This window comes from Collinsella aerofaciens (genome assembly GCF_020181355.1).
Taxonomy (GTDB): Bacteria; Actinomycetota; Coriobacteriia; order Coriobacteriales; family Coriobacteriaceae; genus Collinsella.
On the sequence record NZ_CP084004.1, the window covers coordinates 1,183,589 to 1,202,873 of the forward strand.

General features: G+C 61.8%; 11 protein-coding genes. 8 read left to right on the plus strand and 3 right to left on the minus strand.

All coding sequences use genetic code 11. The features are described from left to right. Positions 1 to 70 precede the first annotated feature (70 nt). Positions 71 to 1,417, minus strand: coding sequence for an MATE family efflux transporter (locus tag LCQ44_RS05110; protein ID WP_138114131.1), 1,347 nt, complete (start codon positions 1,415 to 1,417; stop codon positions 71 to 73). 262 nt (positions 1,418 to 1,679) lie between these two features. Here LCQ44_RS05110 and LCQ44_RS05115 point away from each other — a divergent pair, with 262 nt between their 5' ends. The 3 genes from LCQ44_RS05115 to LCQ44_RS05125 all read left to right on the plus strand — a co-directional run bounded on the left by LCQ44_RS05115 (position 1,680) and on the right by LCQ44_RS05125 (position 6,653). Beyond that, positions 1,680 to 3,509, plus strand: a complete 1,830-nt coding sequence (locus tag LCQ44_RS05115) for an ABC transporter ATP-binding protein (RefSeq protein ID WP_225093219.1) — start codon at positions 1,680 to 1,682, stop codon at positions 3,507 to 3,509. Further along, complete coding sequence (locus LCQ44_RS05120) at positions 3,502 to 5,400, plus strand: ABC transporter ATP-binding protein (RefSeq protein WP_225093220.1); 1,899 nt, start codon at positions 3,502 to 3,504, stop codon at positions 5,398 to 5,400. The genes LCQ44_RS05115 and LCQ44_RS05120 overlap by 8 nt, the downstream gene beginning before the upstream one ends. 215 nt (positions 5,401 to 5,615) lie before the next feature. Then, positions 5,616 to 6,653 carry a hypothetical protein gene (locus LCQ44_RS05125; protein ID WP_225093221.1) on the plus strand — a complete coding sequence of 346 codons (1,038 nt, stop codon included), beginning with the start codon at positions 5,616 to 5,618 and terminating at the stop codon, positions 6,651 to 6,653. Positions 6,654 to 6,745: 92 nt separating this feature from the next. On the opposite strand, the gene LCQ44_RS05130 is transcribed toward LCQ44_RS05125, so the two are convergent. Beyond that, a complete protein-coding gene (locus tag LCQ44_RS05130) occupies positions 6,746 to 8,080 on the minus strand; it encodes an IS256 family transposase (protein ID WP_089573697.1) in 1,335 nt (444 codons plus the stop codon). 320 nt (positions 8,081 to 8,400) lie between these two features. On the opposite strand from LCQ44_RS05130, the gene moaA reads away from it, so the two are divergent. The 3 genes from moaA (at position 8,401) to LCQ44_RS05150 (ending at position 11,912) form a co-directional block, all read left to right on the plus strand. Continuing rightward, positions 8,401 to 9,456 (plus strand): GTP 3',8-cyclase MoaA, encoded by a 1,056-nt coding sequence (gene moaA, locus LCQ44_RS05135; protein ID WP_225093222.1) that lies wholly within the window; start codon positions 8,401 to 8,403, stop codon positions 9,454 to 9,456. A 4-nt stretch (positions 9,457 to 9,460) separates the two neighbouring features. After that, complete coding sequence (gene mobB / locus LCQ44_RS10095; RefSeq protein ID WP_276530455.1) at positions 9,461 to 10,765, plus strand: molybdopterin-guanine dinucleotide biosynthesis protein B; 1,305 nt, start codon at positions 9,461 to 9,463, stop codon at positions 10,763 to 10,765. Positions 10,766 to 11,090: 325 nt separating this feature from the next. Continuing rightward, positions 11,091 to 11,912: an HAD family hydrolase gene (locus tag LCQ44_RS05150; RefSeq protein WP_225093223.1), complete on the plus strand. Its 822-nt coding sequence runs from the start codon at positions 11,091 to 11,093 to the stop codon at positions 11,910 to 11,912. 652 nt (positions 11,913 to 12,564) lie between these two features. Here the strand turns inward: LCQ44_RS05150 and LCQ44_RS05155 are convergent. Then, the gene (locus LCQ44_RS05155) at positions 12,565 to 13,857 is read right to left on the minus strand and encodes an IS30 family transposase (protein ID WP_225093224.1); all 1,293 of its coding nucleotides are present in this window, start codon (positions 13,855 to 13,857) and stop codon (positions 12,565 to 12,567) included. 229 nt (positions 13,858 to 14,086) lie between these two features. Here LCQ44_RS05155 and LCQ44_RS05160 point away from each other — a divergent pair, with 229 nt between their 5' ends. After that, positions 14,087 to 17,605, plus strand: coding sequence for a Spy0128 family protein (locus tag LCQ44_RS05160; protein ID WP_225093225.1), 3,519 nt, complete (start codon positions 14,087 to 14,089; stop codon positions 17,603 to 17,605). Beyond that, the gene (locus tag LCQ44_RS05165) at positions 17,598 to 19,256 is read left to right on the plus strand and encodes an isopeptide-forming domain-containing fimbrial protein (RefSeq protein ID WP_225093226.1); all 1,659 of its coding nucleotides are present in this window, start codon (positions 17,598 to 17,600) and stop codon (positions 19,254 to 19,256) included. Before LCQ44_RS05160 ends, LCQ44_RS05165 begins: the two co-directional genes overlap by 8 nt. Positions 19,257 to 19,285: the final 29 nt, after the last annotated feature.

A 19,285-nucleotide genomic window follows, 5' to 3' on the forward strand; every position in this document is an offset into this window, starting at 1 on the left:
CTCCTTTCAATGGGCGGGGAAGGGGCGCCGAGGTCGTGCGGCGCGGCCGTCGTATGACACAAACGATCCGCTACGCTACCAACTTGTCAAAAGCTCCGCGCCGGTTAAGCACGGTAAACGCGACAACACAGATGACTGCCGACAAAATCGATCCGCACGGCGAAGCGATGCCCATGGGAAACAGCGTGTCGGAATAGGCGTTCGACAGCAGCCACGCGCCGGGTACGCGAATGAGCGCCACGGCCAGCACGTTGTGCGCAAAGCCGATGTAGCTCTTGCCGTATGCAGCGAAAAAGCCGCTAAAGCAAATGTGGATGCCGGCAAAGATTGCGTCGAAAATATAACTGTGCATATAGCCGGTACCGGCCGCGACCACCGCGGGGTCCTTGGCAAAAAAGCCGATAAACGCCGGCGCCACCAGCCACATCAGCATCGTGATCAGACAGCCGTACACCACCGAGATCGTCATGGCATCCTTGAGTACCTGACGCGCACGACCGCCCTTTCCTGCACCGGCGTTTTGCGCCGTGAGCGCGCTGACGGTGGCGCCCATGGAACTCGGAACAATGAACAAAAAGCTGATCATCTTCTCGACCAGGCCTACGGCGGCGGCGTCGACGAGCCCTCGGTGGTTGGCGATGACGGTGATAAACATAAACGCCACCTGGATGCAGCCGTCCTGTACAGCCACAGGCACGCCGATCTTAAGAATGCTGCCGAGCACCTCGGGCTGGGGGCGCAGGTCGCTGCGCTTAACGTGGATGTTCGTGCGGCGGCTCTTGAGCCACACGAGCGCGAGGGCAACGCTGGCCGTCTGGGCGGTCACTGTGCCGAGCGCCGCGCCCACGGGGCCGAGCCCCATGTGGCCGATAAATAGAAAGTCGAGCGCGATGTTGATGATGCATGCCACGCCAATCACGTACATAGGCGAGCGCGAATCGCCCAGCCCGCGAAAGATGGCCGAGAGAATGTTGTATGCGGCGATAAACGGAATGCCGACAAAGCAGATACGCAGGTAGGCGGCGGTGCCTTCGACCGCCTCGGGCGGCGTGCCAATGAGCGCCACAACCTGCGGGCAAAGTGCAAACAAGATGACGGCCAGTACTACCGAGACGCCCATAAACAGCGTGATGGTATTGCCGATGGCGGTCTCGGCGCGGTCGAAGCGGCGCGAGCCCACGGCGTGGCCGACGATGACCGTCGTTCCCATGGCCAGGCCCACGAGCGTCACGGTAATGATATAGAGCGTCTGCGCGCCATTGCCCACAGCGGTGATGCCGGCGGCGCCGCTAAACTGCCCCATCATATACAGGTCGGCCATGCCGTAGAGCATCTGCAAAAAGTACGAGAGCATATAGGGCAGGGCAAAGACCGCGATGGTCTTAAGGACATTGCCGCGTGTGAGGTCGTGTTCCATGAGCGGGGGCACTTTCTGGCTGGGTTTGTTTATGTACCAGTGTAGTGAAAACCCTACAACGATTGTAGAGTCAAGGTTTGTGTTGGGTGCCGGGCGAAAAAAGTCACGCGCACCATTATTCCGAGTGAATATGGACACACGTCACGAGAACTCGCCGCCGGCGTTAACCTTGCAGAAAACGATTTCGGAATACTTGACACCATTATTCGGCGCGCAATAATACGTGCGTTTGCGAACAACGTTTGATGGGGGTTGAACCTGCGTGCGCAATCTCAAAATACTGTTTTCTTATCTAGGGGCATACCGTCGCGATGCCATTCTCGGCGTGTTCTTTGTGTCGGTCGAGACGGTGCTCGAGCTGTTTATCCCGGTCATCATGGCCAACATCATCGATGTGGGCGTGCCTGCGGGTGATATCAACTACATGCTGCTGCAGGGCGCGTACATGTTGGTGTGCGCTGCGCTTTCGCTGGTACTGGGCTTGGGTTATGCACACACGTCCGCCCGCGTTGCCTCGGGCCTAGGCGCTAACCTGCGCGAGGCCGAGTACAAAAAGATTCAGACGCTCGCTTTTGGTAACCTGGACAACTACGACGCCAGCTCGCTCGTCACTCGCATGACCACGGACATCACCGTTATCCAAAATGCTGTGAGCAACGGCTTTCGCCCTACGGTGCGCGGCCCGGTGACGCTTATCGTCGGCCTTATCTACGCGCTGATGCTGTCGCGCCCGCTCGCCACCGTCTTTGCGATCATCTTGCCCGTGCTGGCAATCGTGCTGGGTGTCATCACCTATCGCGTCAGTCCGCTCTACCGCCAACTCCAGACCTCGATGGACCACCTTAACGGCGTGGTGCAAGAGGACCTTACCGCCGTGCGCGCAGTGAAGGCTTACGTGCGCGCCGAGCACGAGTGCGACAAGTTTGACACCGTCAATACCGAGCTCGCCGGCACGGCGACCAAGACCTTCGGCACCGCCGTGCTCAACCTGCCGGTGTTTCAGCTGTCGATGTACGTGGCTGCGCTCTCCATCCTGTGGATTGGCGGCCGCATGATTCTCGCCGGCAAGCTGGGCGTGGGCTCTCTCACGGGCTTTATGAGCTACGTGCTGCTGATCATGAACTCGCTCATGATGATTTCCAACGTGTTTTTGCTGCTCACGCGCGCTCTCACGAGTGTGGGCCGTATCGCAGGGGTGCTCGATGAGGAGCCCTTTATCGCCAACCCTGCGGGAGACCTCGCGACTGCGGCGCCAGCGGACGGCAGTGTCGAGTTTCGCGACGTTTCCTTTAAATACCGCGCGGATGCAGCCGAGGATGTGCTCGAGCATATCGACCTTCGCGTCGAGAGCGGCTCGACGGTGGGCATCCTCGGCGGCACGGGCTCGGGTAAGAGCTCGCTTGTGCAGCTGATTGCGCGTCTGTACGACGCCACCGAGGGCGTCGTACTTGTGGGCGGACACGACGTGCGCGACTACGACCTGGTCGCCTTGCGGGACGCCGTGGGCATTGTGCTGCAAAAGAACGTGTTGTTCGCGGGCACCGTGCGCGAGAACCTGCAGTGGGGCAATCCGCAGGCGTCGGACGATGAGCTCCTCGCGGCTTGCCGCGCAGCGTGCGTGGACGAGTTCCTTGATCGCATCGGCGGGCTGGACGGCGAGTTGGGCCAAGGCGGCGCCGGTGTCTCGGGTGGTCAGAAGCAACGTCTGTGCATCGCGCGCACGCTGCTCAAGCATCCGCGCGTGCTCATTTTTGATGACTCCACCAGCGCGGTCGATATGGCGACCGACGCTAAGATTCGCGAGCACATCGCTCGGATCCCCGATACGACCGTGCTCATCATCGCCCAGCGCATCGCGAGCGTTATGGATGCCGATCGCATTGTGGTGCTGGACGACGGTCGTGTCCACGGCGTGGGCACGCACGAGGAACTGCTAGCGGGCGACAACATCTACCAGGAGATTTACGCCTCGCAGATGGAGTTTGCGGGGAACGTAGACGCCGGCGACGGCAGCGACGATGGCTGCGCGAATAATCCGTTTTCCTCCGTCCCCAGCAGATTACCCTTGGAAGGGGGCGAGCGCCATGCCTAAGACCGCAGCCCAAGCGCGCCCGGCCGACCTCAAGCGCACTGTGCGCCGTTTGCTCTCTTACATGGGCCATGCCAAGTTCTCGCTGCTGGCGGTGGGTATGCTTGCCTCCGTCGCGGCCATCGCGAGCCTCGCCGGCACCTACATGGTGCGCCCCATCGTCAACGGCCTGGCCACGGGCGGTGAGGAGCTGCTCGCCAAGCAGGTCATCGTAACGGCGATCATCTACGCCGCGGGCGTGCTCTCGGCCCTAGGCTACTCGCAGATCATGGTGCGCGCGGCCCAACGCGTGGTGTCCGACATCCGTCGCGACCTGTTCGCGCACATTCAGACGCTGCCGCTCAGCTATTTCGACAGTACGCGCTCGGGCGACATCATGAGCTTTTTCACCAACGACGTCGACACCGTCTCCGAGGCGCTCAACAACAGCTTTGCCAACGTGATTCAGGCCGCCATTCAGGTTGTGGGCACTACGGCTATGCTCATCATCCTTAACTGGCAGCTCACGATTATCACGCTCGTGTGCGATGCGGCCATTGTGCTGTATGCGCGCTACTCGGGCGCGCGTTCTAAGCGTTTCTTTGCCGCCCAGCAGGCATCGCTTGGCGACCTGGACGGATATATCGAAGAGATGGTCTCGGGCCAAAAGGTCATCAAGGTCTTTAATCACGAACAGGCCAACGTGGCTGGTTTTGACGTGCGCAACCAAGAACTGCGCCGCACCGGCACCGCCGCCGTGAGCTATGCCAACTCCATGGTGCCCATGACCGTCGTGATTGGCTACGTCAATTATGCCATCGTTGCCGTGGCGGGCGGCATGCTCTGCATCAAGGGACTCGCCGACGTAGGTGCGCTCGCAAGCTACCTGGTCTTTGTGCGTCAGGCTGCCATGCCCATCAACCAGTTTACGCAGCTCGGCAACTTCTTGCTCAACGCGTTGGCCGGTGCCGAGCGCCTGTTTGCGGCTATGGACCTTAAGCCCGAGGTGGACGAGGGCTGCGTGGAGCTGGTGCAGACGGGCGACGCCGCGTGGGCGTGGAAGATTCCCGAGGGCCAGGGCGTGGGCGCGTACGGGCACCTGCATGATGTGGCTGCCGTTGATGAGTCGGGCCGTGCGGTGGCTGCCGACGGCACCGAGCTCACGTGCGGCTTGGTCCCACTTGCCGGCGACGTGCGCTTCCATGCCGTGGACTTTTCCTACGTGCCAGGCACCCGTGTGCTCACGGATCTCAACCTGTTTGCCAAGCCGGGCCAAAAGATCGCCTTTGTGGGCTCCACAGGCGCAGGTAAGACGACCATCACCAACCTCATCAACCGCTTCTACGAGGTCGATGACGGCGAGATCACGTACGACGGCATTGACGTCAAGCACATTGCCAAGGCCAGCCTGCGCGGATCGCTCGGCATTGTGCTGCAGGACACGCACCTGTTTAGCGGCACCATTGCGCAGAACATCCGCTTTGGCAAGCTCGACGCGACCGACGAGGAGGTGCGCGCCGCTGCCGAGGCCGCCTGCGCCGACTCGTTTATCCGCCGCCTGCCGCAGGGCTATGACACGCTCGTGACCGCGGACGGTGCCAACCTGTCGCAGGGTCAGCGTCAGCTGCTCGCCATCGCGCGCGTGGCCGTCGCCGACCCGCCGGTGCTCATCCTGGACGAGGCCACGAGCTCTATCGACACGCGCACCGAAAAGCTCATCGAGCGCGGCATGGACCGCATCATGCGTGGCCGCACCACGTTTATGATCGCGCACCGCCTGTCCACCGTCCGCGACGCCGACGCCATCATGGTCCTCGAACACGGCCGCATCATCGAGCGCGGCACGCACGAAGAGCTGCTCGCCCAGCACGGTGAGTACTGGCAGCTGGCGCATGGCTTAAAAGAGTTGGATTAACCCGTTCGAGCACGATGCTTTGGCCCCTCTATGCTCCTCACCTCGCCTCAAACCATCACAACATTCGAAGTTTTTTGCCAAAAACGGGAAAAGCATCGAATGTTGTGATGGTTTTTCTACCACTCGATCGGGTGGAATCGCTTTCTTGCGCACGAAGGTGTGCGGACCCGTGGGCAGGGGAATAAGGTTGGTTATCTGACTCCATTGGAGGGCTCATGGACCTGCCGATCGTCCTGTCCCATAAGACTGCCTGGCTGTACCACAACGTGGCGCGCCCGTCCGAGCCGCTCTCGCGAGCAAGCAGCCTATACGATGAGGACTCGCTTGCTAGCGAGGCGGAGCCGATTGCGGACCTGCCCAAATTGGGGCTCGATGCCAAGGGGCTGAGGGCTTCAACGGCAGTTGGAATCGTTACCGACTATCTGGTTTCGCTTGGTATTCCACGAGAAGAGCTCGATCATATCGACACGCTCGTCAACTTCGATTTTGAGCGCTCGACGCCGGCTGGATTTAGGTGCCACGTGTTTGGGGCGCCGGTACCTCCAGGCCATCTTATCGAGGTGGCAGAGGGCCTTCTGGTGGTTGATGAGGCCATGTGCTTTGTCCAGGCGGGTTCGTGGATGAGTGAGCCCGAGCAGCTGGAATATGGCTACGAAATCTGCGCCCGATACCATTTGAATCATCTGTCGACAGGCGATTATATCGAGATGGGGCAGAGGTATACCGTTGCCGACTTGATTGCCTATTGCAATGAGAACCGATCTCGTCAGGGGGCTATACGCGCGGCCGCCGTGCTCAAGCGCGTGCACGATGGCGCGCGGTCGCCCATGGAGACGGCCACCGCAATCATGGTCGTAGCAAAACGTTTCCAGGGCGGGCTGGGATACGCCAAAATCGAGCTCAACCATAGGGTCGATGTTCCCAACGAGTTCAAGTGTCTCGCAAAGGCCGGGTATTTCGAGATTGACGTATATGCGCCTGCGAGCGGTACGGGGATTGAATACAACGGCTCGGACCATCTTGATAAACAGCGCAGCGCGTCGGATGCGGAGCGTATGACCGTACTGAGCGCGCTGGACTTTAGGATGATCGTCCTCACCGGGACTCAGTTTGCCCATCAGCTGCAATTGCACCGGGCGATGAACGCCATTGCGCTCGCTATGGGCCTCAAGTGCGACCGAAGCGAAGCGTTCCAAAAGCGGCAGAACGACCTTCGAGAATTCGTGATTCGCCACTGGGACGGCGGCCTCTAGGGGCGCTTTGGTCTTTCTACGGGGTGCCGTGGGGTGGCGCGCGCAGACGTGGTGTAAGAGCGTCCTGAGGTCCGTCGCTGCAAGTCCCGATATTACTCCTTCTTGAGACCGCGCCTCTCGACTATCTCGTCCACTATCTCCCTGGCGCGCCGCCCGAGCGCGCGGCGCCTCCCCTCTGTCGGGGCCGGCCTGTCCGCGGGCTCGGCGAAGCCCTCGGCGGCCGAGGCCTCGGAGAACACGCGCTGCTGGGACCACTGTCCCTCGGTCTCCATGAGGCTCGCGCACGTCAGGCGCAGCATCGACTCCCTCGAGGGGAAGGACTGCACGACCCTGTAGCGGCGCTTGATCTCGCGGTTGGCGCGCTCCTGGACGTTGTTGGTGCGGAGCTTGGCCCAGTGCGCCCTGGGGAAGGCCGTGAACGCCAGCGCGGAGTCCTCGGCCTGCTCGAAGACCTCGCCGGCCCTGGCGGACACCGACGCCACCCAGGGCGCCGCCTCGGCCCACACGCAGCGCGCGAGGTCGGGGTCGTCCTGGTAGACCGCGGCGTGCACGAGGTCCCTGACGGCCGCCTTGGAGTCCTCGGGCCTGCCCGAGCAGGCGCTCTGGAGGTTGCGCTGCAGGTGCGTCACGCAGCGCTGCCAGGCGCAGCCCTGGAACAGGCGCGAGACGGCGGCCACGAGCCCGGCGTGGCTGTCGGAGACCACGAGGCGAACGCCGGCCAGCCCGCGCTCGCGCAGCCCGCCGAGGAATGCCGCCCAGGAGTCCTCGCTCTCGGTGTCGACCACGTCGCAGCCCAGGAAGTGCTTGCGCCCGTCGGCGCCCAGCCCGATCGCGGTCACGACGCCCTGCGAGACGACCGACGAGCCGACCCTGCAGCTCATGTAGGTGGCGTCGAGCCACAGGTAGCAGCACGGCGTGCCCGACAGGTCGCGGCGGCGGAACTCCGCCACCTCGGCGTCGAGGTCGGAGCAGAGGCTCGAGACCTCCGAGCTCGACAGCGAGGATATGCCCAGCTTGGACGCCACGCGCTCGACCTTGCGGGTGGACACGCCGCATACGTACATCTCCTGCACGATGGCGGCCACCGAGGTGTCGACGCGCGACCATCGCGCGAGCATGCCCTCGGGGTAGTAGGTGCCGTGCCTGAGCTTGGGTATCTCGAGCTCCACGTCGCCCACGGCGGTCTTGAGCGACCTGGGGCGGTAGCCGTTGCGGCTGTTCTCCCTGCCGTCGCTGCGCTCGTTGCGGCTCGCGCCGCACATCTGCTGGGCCTCGGAGTCCATCAGCGCGTTCATCACGCTGCCCAGCACCCTGCACGCGAACTCGCGCGCGTCGCCGCACTCCTGCCAAAGCCTCGCCGCCTCGAGGGCCTCGTCGCGGCCGAGGCGCAGTACACTCTCTTCTTGGGGCATCGCCTTTCCTTCCATTCGTCACCTTCATTACTCCAACGACGAATTCTAGGCGGTGTCCCCTCCCTTTCAAGAAAGGGCGGAGGCGGGGCATGCCCCGCCTCTTACACCACATCTCTGCGCGCTACCTACCGTGGGCAGGCAAACCATCACAACATTCGACGTTTTTTGCCAAAAACGGGAAAAGCAACGAATGTTGTGATGGTCTGTGCTGAGGATGGGCTTGGGAAGCCGGTCTTGCTCGAAGCGACCTGTCCTGTCGTACGGGTGTCGGCATGATTCTCCCGTGGGGTATTATGTTTTCCGAAGAATAAAACGCCGCGTGAGGGGAGGGCCGCGTGGACGGGCACGTGCAACATGACGGCTTTGGCCGCGACATTAACTACCTGCGCATTGCCGTTACCGACAAGTGCAATTTCCGCTGCATTTACTGCATGCCGGCCGATGGCGTGGCGCCCCGCGCGCATGACGAGCTGCTCAGCGTCGAGGAAATCGCCCGCTTTGTGCGCTTGGTAGCGGGGGAGGGCATTCGCCGCGTGCGCCTGACGGGCGGCGAGCCGCTGGTCAGCCGCCGTATCATCCCGCTCATTCGTGACATCCGCGCGATTCCGCAGATCGAGGACATCTCGCTCACCACCAACGGCGCCCTGCTGCCCGAGCTGGCGCCGCAGCTCAAAGATGCCGGGCTTAACCGCGTCAACATTTCGCTCGACACACTCGACCCTACGCTCTTTGGAAAGATCACGCGTCTGGGCCGACTCGAGCAGACAATGGCCGGCATCGACGCGGCACTGGCTTGGGGCTTTGAGCCCGTTAAGGTCAACTGCGTTGTTGTGCGCCGGCTCAACCAGGATGTGGCGGCCCTCGCGCGGCTCACGCTTGACCGCCCCATCCACCTGCGCTTTATCGAATACATGCCCATCGGCGACGAGCACACGAGCTCGCATTGCGCTGTGGACCCTCACGCGCCCGCGCTCAATCCCGAGCTGTGGGACGCGAGCGACACCGTGCCGAGTGACGAGCTGCGGGCGCGCATCAATGCCGGGGCAGCCGCGGCGGGGCTGGGCGAGCTCGAGCCGCTCGGCATCAACGACGCTCCTGCCGGCGCGGGCCCTGCGCGCTATTGGCACTTTCCTGGCGCGACGGGAACGGTCGGTTTCATTAGCGCCATGTCCAACCATTTTTGTGCGAATTGCAACCGTCTGCGCCTGACGGCCGATGGCAACGTGCGTCCGTGCCTGTTCAGTGATGCCGAGTATTCGGTGCGCGACGCCCTGCGCCGTGGTGATGATATGCAGGTACTTTCGATTTGGCGCGATGCCGTGGCCCACAAACCGCAGGAACACGCGATAATTGAGGGCACGCAACGATTTATGTCCCAAATCGGAGGATGATCATATGGCCAAGAGCAGGTACGCCGATGCCACCAAGGCCGCTCGCAGGGCCGCGATGTCTGCCCACAAAGGCACGGCTGCGGCGAATGCTGGTAACGCCGACGCGTCCGCACAGCCGACTGCCAGTGCTGCCACCGAGCCCGCCCGCGACGCCCGTCGCGACGAGCTGACGCATGTGGACGCCAAGGGCGAGGTGCGCATGGTCGACGTGTCCGACAAGGCCGAGACCCATCGCATCGCCATCGCCGAGGGCACTATCCTCATGCATCCCGAGACACAGGCCATGGTGCTGCAGGACCGCGCCAAAAAGGGCGATGTGCTCGCCTGCGCGCGCGTGGCGGGCATCATGGCCATCAAGCGCACGAGCGACATCATCCCCATGTGCCATCCGCTGCTCATTACCAAGAGCAAGTGCGACATTGCGCCCATCGCTCCGGCGGGGACGCCGGCCGAGGACGTGCCCGAGGGCTGGGCGCCGGCGCGCGCGGACGGGCAGGTTGGCTTTCACGTACTGGTTACGGCCGGCGTGACTGGCAAGACGGGTATTGAGATGGAGGCGTTGACCGGCGCGAGTGCCGCGTGTCTGACCATCTATGACATGTGCAAGGCGGTCGATCGCGGCATGGAGATTGTCGACGTGCGCCTGCTGCACAAGGAGGGCGGCCGCTCGGGCGTGTGGGACCGCGCAGAGCGTCAGGCCGCTGCTGTTGAGGCCGTGGCCGCTGACGGTGCCGCGCCCGCAAGCGCACCCGTCGCCGTCGCGCCCGCAGCTCCGACACCGGCCGTCCCCGCGATCGCGTTTATCGGCTACCAAAACTCGGGCAAGACCACACTCGTCGAGAAGGTTATCGCCGAGCTCACCCGCCGCGGCCTGCGCGTGGGCTCGCTCAAGCATCACGGGCACCACGGCTTTGATATCGATGTGCCCGCTAAGGATACGTGGCGCCATCACCAGGCCGGATCCAAGCACGTGGGCCTCATCTGCGCCACGCGCTGGGCGGAGTACGCCGACACGCGCGAGGAGGACGAGATGCCCGCGCGCGAGCTGCTGTCGCGTTACAACGATGTCGACGTGGTGATCATCGAGGGCTACAAGACCGAGGGCTTCGACAACATTGTGGTCGCGCGCTCCGGTGTCGACCGTCTGCGCGGCAAGAGCTCGCTCGACCTGGTCGACGGTCACACGCTGGCCCTTGCCTGCAACGAGGCCCTGGCACGCCAGGCCTTCGACGCCGGCTTCGCGACCCGAGCCATCAACATCAACGACGCCCGAGCCATCTGCGATCTGATTCAGGACCATCTGGCCTAAAACCTGCCAAAAAGGGACAGGTTTATTTCGGCAGGTTTTATCTGGGCAAACGTCACTTCCACCACAAAGGGGCCAGGCACCTTTGTGGTGGATTTTGCTTTGCAGTAAAAACCATCACAACATTCGATGAAAATCGCGATTTTGCCGAAAAACGTCGAATGTTGCGATGCTTTGCGCCCCGGGCCAGGCCACCCTACGGGTTCGGCCACCACAGGGGGGCGGGCACCTTTGTGGCGATCGGGTCCCAACGGCCTGCGCCTTGGTATACCATGTACGCCGTTTACGAATACACCCCACACCGCCGCACAACCCAGAAAGGCCCCCCATGGACACCACCTTCAGCCACATCAAAGCCGTGTTCTGCGATATCGACGGCACGCTGCTCACGAGCCAGCACACGGTGTCCCCGCGCACCGTGGCGGCGATCCACGCCCTGCGCGAGCGCGGCGTGCTCTTTGGCCTGTGCACCGGGCGCGACGCCCAGGCGACCGAGGCCATGTACGAGCTCTGGGGTATCGAAGGCCTGGTGGACGTGCTCGTGGGCTGCGGCGGCGCCGAGGTCATCGACCGTGCACACGGCATCAACGAGCTGAGCTACCCGCTGCCGGGCGAGACCATCGCGCGCATCTGCGAGCACATGGCAGACCTGCCGGCAACGCCCGTTTGCCCTCGGGACGGCGTGCTCTATGTGCCCGAGAGCAATGCATGCGTCGAGCACCTGTCGCGTGTCGACGGCGTGCCCTACAAGGTGGTCGACTTTGCCGAGTTTTTGCGCGAGCCGCAGACCAAGGTGATGTTTACCATGGCGCCCGAGGTGATGCCGCAGGTCATCGAGCGAGCGTCGACGTTCGCCGACGACACCGTTAAGGCGGCTGCTCTGCAAACCACGCAGCGACTCTACGAGTTCATGGATCCGCGCGTGTCCAAGACGCGCGGCCTTGTGCGCATGGCGGAGCTCAACGACATGGAGCTCCAGAACATCTGCGTGTTTGGCGATGCCGATAACGACACCTGCATGGTGGCCGACGCCGGCGTGGGTGTGGCCATGGCGAACGGCAGCGATGCCACCCGCGCCGCCGCCGACTTTGTAACCGCGAGCAACGACGAAGACGGCATCGCAATCTTTATCGAGGAACATCTGCTATAGCGCCGGGGGAGAACCACCGCAAAGGGGACAGGCTCCTTTGCGGTGGCCGCTTGATTGCAATTAAACGCTCAGGCGATTTGGGCGAATTGATACCTAAAATCTGCGTGAAAATGCAAATAACGTTGCCTGAACATCACGCTTCTAACTGCCGATGGGTTAAGATATTCTCACCAGTTTGGTAGGATATTCCTTCCGGTTGATGACCTACTGTTCACGGTCGATTTTCGACCGTGAGCGGGATGTTTGCTCTTGAGCAAAAATTTGTGCAAATAATTCTGATGCCATTAAAAAATGATGTGCAACTAAATTACCAGTAGAAACAAAAAATAGATAGCGAATAAACGAAGGTAAATCTGAGCAAATGTCAAGAGAATTGAGAATCCGCTACAAAAATGTCGGTATTGTTGCTCAGATGCCTAAACAATGGTTGATTTCCGATCTCAGCCGAACACATTGAGCAAATAGGCCATTCCCGCAGTTAGCTGAACGCCCCCGCGGCCCCTCCTGGGGTCCGGGGGCGCCGTTTTCCCAGTTGAAGGAACGGTGGAGATGTGTTTCGATGGGTCCGGTGGCCATGCTCCGCCCTCCGCCCGGCACCTCTTCCCAGACTCAGCCGGACGGCCGGTCCGTCTATTCCGTTTTTTCCTTCAGGCTAGGACAGCGGGGCATCGCCCCTCTCTGCGCGCGCCCGCCCTATCAGTCCCGGCGTCAGGTCGAGCTCGCCGAGCGGCACGTCCTCCACGCCGTAGGCGTCCAGCAGCGCCGCCGCGTCGTCCCCGAGCATCGCCCTGAAGGCGCGGGCGGGCGTCGTGAAGCCGAGCGCGCCGCGGGGCTCGGAGTTCACGTGCGACATGGCCAGCGCCAGGTCGGCCGGGGAGAGCCGGTCGAACCTGATTCCGGCGCCCTTGGGCAGCAGCTTCCTTATCTCGACGTGGTTGCGCTCGCAGGCGCCCTTCTGGTCGCTTCGCCCGGGGTCGCAGTAGAACAGCCTCGTCTCGCCCGGCCCCTCGCCGAGCAGCGCCGCGATCGCCGCCTCGTCGGAGAACTCGGCGCCGTTGTCGGTGAGCACGGCGCGGAAGACCCTGCCCATGCCGTCGGCGCCGAGGACCTCCCTGATATCGCCCAGGGCGTCCGCGACGCACCCGGCGGTCTTCTCCTCCAGCGGCAGCGCGAGCTGGAGCCTGCTGGGGCGGTGCAGCAGCGTGAGCAGGCAGGCGGAGTCCTCCCGCGCGCCCTCGACCGTGTCCATCTCCCAGGCCGCGGCGCACGCGTCCTCCCCGAGGGCGAGGAACGCGGCATGCGACCTGCGGGCGGAGTGGCGCGTGGCCGCCCGGCCGGCGGCGCTCTTCCTCGGCCTGTAGCCGACCTTGCGCCTGAGCTCCATGTTGGTCATGCCGTCGTAGCCCGCCGAGACCCAGCGGTAGATGGTCGACGGCGACAGGTCCACCGGGCCGCCGTTGCGCGCCGCCATCTGCTCGGGCGAGAGCCCCCGGCGCAGGCAGTCCCTTATCGCCTCCAGCCTGGCCGCCGCGGCGGGCTCGTCGGCGTCTATCCCGCGCCTGGACGAGACGAGGACCGAGTCGGCGCACAGCTGCGCGGCCCGGGCCTCGTAGAAGACGTGGGGGCGGCGCTTGCAGCCGATCGCGCGGTACCGGCCGCAGCCGTTGCAGCATCGCGGCCACGCGGCCAGGCGCGGGCAGGCCGCCGACAGGTCGGCGGAGGCGTCCACGCGCTCGCCGCGCCTGGACTTCGGCGCCGTCACGAACCTGTGCGACGCCACCTCGGCGCTCACCGTCGAGGGCGACCTGCCCAGCTCCCTCGCGATCTCCCTGCACGAGGCCCCGCGCTCCAGCATCCTCTGGACCGTGTCCCGCTCGTGCCTCGTGAGCCTTCCGTAGGCCCTCGGGACCGCCCTCGCGGAGCCCCTATTCTTCTTTCCGGACATGCCGTCCTCCGATCTCCCGGGGCCGGCCGGTCCGGCCCTCAGGGTATCGGGTTCCCACATTCATCCGCACATGTGCGGATGAATGTGGGAAGTGTTCGGATGAAGTTGATAATCAAGGATGCCTAAACAATCGTTACAATATGTACACTAAACGTGCGCAATTTCAGATTGCGCAGATACGTTTGATAGTGAAAGAGCAAGATCGCGGTCTCTTGGGGAGGAGACATCGATGAAAGCAAATTCAGACAAATCTAAGCAGAGTAAAAAAGCGACGCGCCGTGTACTGGCAGGCGTTTTGTGCGGAGCATCTGTTTTGAGCCTGGTGCTGTCGCTCGTCATGCCTCCGATCTCGCAGGCCATTGCCAACGATGCCCAGACGGTTTCTGCCGAGGAATCCGTTGCGGGCGAAGGCGCTTTGGACGAGGAGGCCGGTGCAGACAGCACCGCAGATAAGGGTACCGAAAACCAGAATGGTGATGACACCGAGCATAGCCAGGGCGAAGACGCCGCTACGACGGACCCGTCTGCCGATGGCGCGGAAGCCAAGGGCGCCGCGCAGCCTTCTGGTGATGAAGCGGATGATGGAGATAGCATCGCTCCCGTTGCAGATGACGAAACTAAATACGATATTCATAGTGGGGAAGAGTTGGCTTCAAAGCTTCAGGACGAGAGCCTTCGCAATGAAAATGGTGCCGCCACTTTTAAGCTTGTTGCCGATATTGAGTACAACGATGAGGTAGGGCTCGTACAAAACAACGAGCACCCCGTCGTCAATATCATCTTGGATTTAAACGGTCACAAGCTTAAGCACTTGAGTAATAGCAATTCATTATTCGATGTTGCCAACGGCGCGACACTTACAATTAAGGATTCTGTGCAGACGGAGGAAAAGGTCAGTAACGGCCAGCAGCTAAATGATCAGGGACAGAAATTAACTCGCGCCAATTATGGCAAGGAAGCCAAACTGTCTTACGACAACGATGGCATTCCGACTTACCTTTCCTACTATGTGACCGAATCGTCCCCAGAAGGAACGGGCACAACCGAGTCGCTTGTAGAGCATGGTGTTGATATTAAAGGTAAAGGCGATATTAAAGGTAAAGGCGCCATTGTGGCTTGCGACGGTTCAAGAGGACTGAAGCTCATCAACATCCATGACGGCGGTCATTTCAGTCTTGAGAGCGGCGTGCTCACGCAAAAGAAAGACAGCAGTGTCCGAAACCTGGTGTACGCGGGGAGCGGCTCGACCGTCAATATGAAGGGCGGTTATGTTTGCGGAGGTTATTGTCCGGACGGTGCTGCCGGCGCAGGAATATCTGTCGAAAATTCGACTCTTAGCATTTCTAACGGCGTAATTGCCGGCAACCGCGCTCCTAGTGGCGGCGGTGTATATGCCAATGGGTCTGCAGTCACGGTGACCGGCGGCGTAATCTCCGGTAATAGCACGCTTGATGGCATGAACGGATTTGGTGGCGGCATCATGGCCGAAGGCGGCAGCGTTACTGTTTCCGGCGGTTACATTACGAACAATTGCTATGCCAAATTCTGCGGCACGGATGGCAACGGTGACCATGGCGGCGCTGGGCTTGCTGCCAAGAACGGTACCCATGTCACCATTTCCGGTGGCCAGATTACTGGCAATTATTCTAAAGAAGCCGGTGGCGGCGTTTACGTTACCGATCAATGGCGAGACGGTTCTCGCAAGGATATGGCATGGCTCAACATTACGGGAGGAATTATTGCCTCTAACGTGAGCTACCGATCTGAAGGTGCCGGCATCCGAGTGGGCCAGAAGGTTGACGCGATGATTAACGGCCCTAAAGAAAGTAACGGCACTAAAGAAAGTATAGTCTACATCACAAACAATCACTGCATGTCTCGCTTCGACTGGGGCGGCGGCGGCATCTTTGTTCAGGGCGATTCAAACACTGCATCTAATGCGGGTAGGCTATTTGTCTATAACTCCTATATAAGCAGTAATGAGGCCGGTGGCTATGGTGGTGGCGTTGCGGTTTGCCCGACGGGTAAGACTTTGGTGACAAACACCGACGGCACGGCGATTTTTGGCAATAGAGCCGCTGACGCGAGCAAGCAATATGACACGACGTACGATTCAGCTAATAATGCGGGCAATAACGGTACGCCCCATCTTTCTGGCGGCGGTCACGGCAAGAACCAAGATATTGATGCCTACAATAAAGATGTATTTCGCACGAACGGCCATGCGGATTTCTTCCTTGCTGCAACGGGACACAGCGATCCAATCGCAGCGGTGATCGGCAAGATGCTTGGTGGCGGTGACGCCAAGTTTTCGGGAAGCATTGAACTTGAAAAGAAGATTAGTATTCCGGCTAATGGTGGTGTTCAGGTCAAGAATAGTATCGGCTTGTCTTCGGGTGTTAATGCCGGAGATGATGCTGCGACGGCTGCGCAGGGTCTTGCCACAACCTTCATCACTGGCAACTATTCCTGGAACCATGGCGGCGGCATCATGTCGAACGGCGACCTGTACTTGGGTCAGCCAGCAGATACGTATGTTTACCCGAGCCTTAAGCTGAAGGCGACCAAGGCGTTGAAAAATACGCAAACCGGAAAAGAAGAAACGCCCGCCCCAGATCAGTTTTCCTTCGCGGTTTATCGCAAGGATTCGGCTACTGCGACGGCGCCTTCTTGGAAAAATGGCACATTCAACGATGGTGGCTGCAACTTTGTTGAGCGTGTCAAGAATGACGCTAACGGCAACATCACGTTTGACCTTGGTGAGCAGTTTGCAGCGAGCGGTACGGCTGACGAGATTACATACTACTTGGTTGAAGATGCTGGCAATGATCACAACATCACGTACGACTCTGCCGTGTACGAGATTGTGGTGACGGCCGAGGACCACACGACTGTGCTCATGTCTGTTCCGACGCAGAAAGATCCGAACTCGACTAAAGATCTCAGAGTTCATAACTACACGATTAATGGCATGACTGTAACCAAGCACTCCGGTGGTTCAACTAGCGAGCCGCGTCCTGTGCAGGCAGATTCTGACGGCTATTATTCCGTCCCTGGCTCCAATGGGAAAAAGACCTTCACCAACGTGTACACTCCGTACGAATCTACCGGCTCCTGGATTCCCAAGGCGACTAAGGTCGTTAAGGGTGGCGAGATGAAGGAGTTTACGCTCGAGTTTGCGGATAACCCGGACTTCAACAGCGCTCAGACGGTTAAGACTCGGGTCGATGGCGACAAGTCCCAGACGCTTTCGTTCTTAAATGCGTCTGGTGAGGGGATTAAGTACTCGCTCTCTGATATCACGAAGAAACCCTTCACTGCCGGTGATCCTACGGGCCGTGGCGCTTCCAAGACCTTCACGTACTACGTGCGCGAGAAGAATGAGAGTTCAATTTTCTCGCATTACAAGTTCGATCGGTCGGTCTATAAGCTTGATGTCACGATGACGGATCAGAAAGATGGCACGATCACTGCCACGAAGGTGACCTACACCCAGATCAAGGATGCTGACGGTAATGCCATCGACGAAGGCAGGCAGACTCCCGTGGATTACAACGATGGATCCGATACTACCAAGCCCGAGTCCACCCCAACCTTCACCAACACCTACTCCACCTCTTTGCCCCTTTCTGGTATGTCGGGCGTCACTCTGACGTACCTTGCCGGCGCGGCGGTGCTTTGCGCTGCTGCGGCCTGGATGCACATTCGTCGCAAGGCGAATGCGAAGGGAGGCGAGCGTCGTGAATAAGAAAGTTTGCTCCTTCCCGATCTTGTTTGCGCTGCTTGCCCTCCTGATCGGCATCTGCGCGGTTGTGTTCCCCGCATCCGCGCAGGCCGCGCCGACCTCGACCGGTTCCATCACGGTGAGCGGTACCGTGGCGCGCAGCTACGACGCCTACCAGATCTTTAGCGCCAACGTCGTCGACGGCGACAGCGACGCCAAGATCGCCACCGACCTCGCCTGGGCAAGCGACGCCGTGCGTGACGCCGCGCTGCTTGTGCTGCACAGCGCCGGCATGCCCAATTCCCAGACCACCGCGCAGGAAGCTGCTGAGTGGCTCAACACCGATTCCCACCTCACGAGCGCGCTGAGCGCACAGCTCGCTCGTTCCCTCCAGAGCTCTGGCGCCGTGTCCGTGGCCCTTAACGCGGGCACGACGGCCGGGCTACCCTGCGGCTACTGGCTCATCGTCGCCAATGACGACGCCATCTCCCAAAACGAGGCCGGCACCGCGCCGGTCATGGTCCTGGTCGGCGGCGCCGCCGTCACCGTCAAGCCCAAGGCGGCGACGCCCAAGGTCCAAAAGCACGTGCTGGAGGACAGCACCGCCGCCTGGGGCAAGGCCGCCGACGCCACGGTCGGCGACGACCTGTACTGGCGCCTCTCGGCCACGGTCCCGGCGGGGCTCACCGCCTACGACACCTATACGGTGCGGTTCGTCGACACCATGGGCGCGGGGCTCGACCCCTCCAAGGTGGCCGCGAGCGTGCGCGTGTACGCGGCGGCGGGCGCGGACGGCGGCTTCGACGCCGTCTCGGCCGGTAAGGACGACCGTGTCGGCACCGAGCCCGCGAAGGGCTGGACCGATATCACGGCCCAGTGCGCCACCAAGGTAGCGGCGGACGGTAAGACCTTCACCGTGCGCACCGGCGACCTGATCGCCGCGCTCGGCGGGGCCGACGCCTTCACCGCGGGCGCCCGCGTGGTCGCCGTGTACAACGCGCCGCTCAACAGCGCATGCAACCACGGTATCGCGAAGGGCAACCCCAACGAGGTCTACCTGCGCTACCCGCGCTCTCCCTTTGCCGACCAGTCCGGCGACGCCGGCTTCACCCACACGCCGAGCGACGACGCGTGCGCCTACACCTGGGATCTCGCGCTCACCAAGCGCGGCAGCGACGGCGACAAGCCGCTTGCCGGGGCGGTCCTGTGCATCGCCGACGACCGCGGTCGCACGCTAGCGGCCGACGGCACGTGGGACGCGGAGGGCAAGGCCACCGTCACCACGGGCGAGGACGGCCGCGTGACCGTCTCGGGCGTGGACTCGGGCAAGCTGGAGGTCCGCGAGCTCAAGGCGCCCAAGGGCTACACCGCCCCTGAGGGCACGCGCTCCGTGACGGTCAAGACCGAGGGCCTGGACGTCGACCAGGTGGCCGCCGCCAAGCCCAAACTCACCATCACGGCCGAGTCGCCCCTGCGCGCCGACAGCGCGGACGGGTCGACGGGCAGCCTGGAGGCGTCGCTCATTAATACGCCCACCAAGGATTCCCCTCGAGGCTTTATGCCCTCGACAGGAGATATGGCAATGTTCGCCGCGGCCGCCGTGGCGGTCGCCGGAGCCGTGCTGATTCTGGCCGCGCTCCTGGTCAAGGGGGGAAGTGGCAACCATAAAGAGTAGCTGTCGCTCCCACCGAGAGCGGGGCGAGA

What these genes read in the sequence shown, in the direction of transcription:
- LCQ44_RS05110 (WP_138114131.1), bottom strand. Translation starts at nt 1,417, where the DNA reads ATGGAACACGACCTCACACGCGGCAATGTCCTTAAGACCATCGCGGTC.
- LCQ44_RS05120 (WP_225093220.1), top strand. Translation starts at nt 3,502, where the DNA reads ATGCCTAAGACCGCAGCCCAAGCGCGCCCGGCCGACCTCAAGCGCACT.
- LCQ44_RS05125 (WP_225093221.1), top strand. Translation starts at nt 5,616, where the DNA reads ATGGACCTGCCGATCGTCCTGTCCCATAAGACTGCCTGGCTGTACCAC.
- LCQ44_RS05130 (WP_089573697.1), bottom strand. Translation starts at nt 8,080, where the DNA reads ATGGAAGGAAAGGCGATGCCCCAAGAAGAGAGTGTACTGCGCCTCGGC.
- mobB (WP_276530455.1), top strand. Translation starts at nt 9,461, where the DNA reads ATGGCCAAGAGCAGGTACGCCGATGCCACCAAGGCCGCTCGCAGGGCC.
- LCQ44_RS05150 (WP_225093223.1), top strand. Translation starts at nt 11,091, where the DNA reads ATGGACACCACCTTCAGCCACATCAAAGCCGTGTTCTGCGATATCGAC.
- LCQ44_RS05155 (WP_225093224.1), bottom strand. Translation starts at nt 13,857, where the DNA reads ATGTCCGGAAAGAAGAATAGGGGCTCCGCGAGGGCGGTCCCGAGGGCC.
- LCQ44_RS05160 (WP_225093225.1), top strand. Translation starts at nt 14,087, where the DNA reads ATGAAAGCAAATTCAGACAAATCTAAGCAGAGTAAAAAAGCGACGCGC.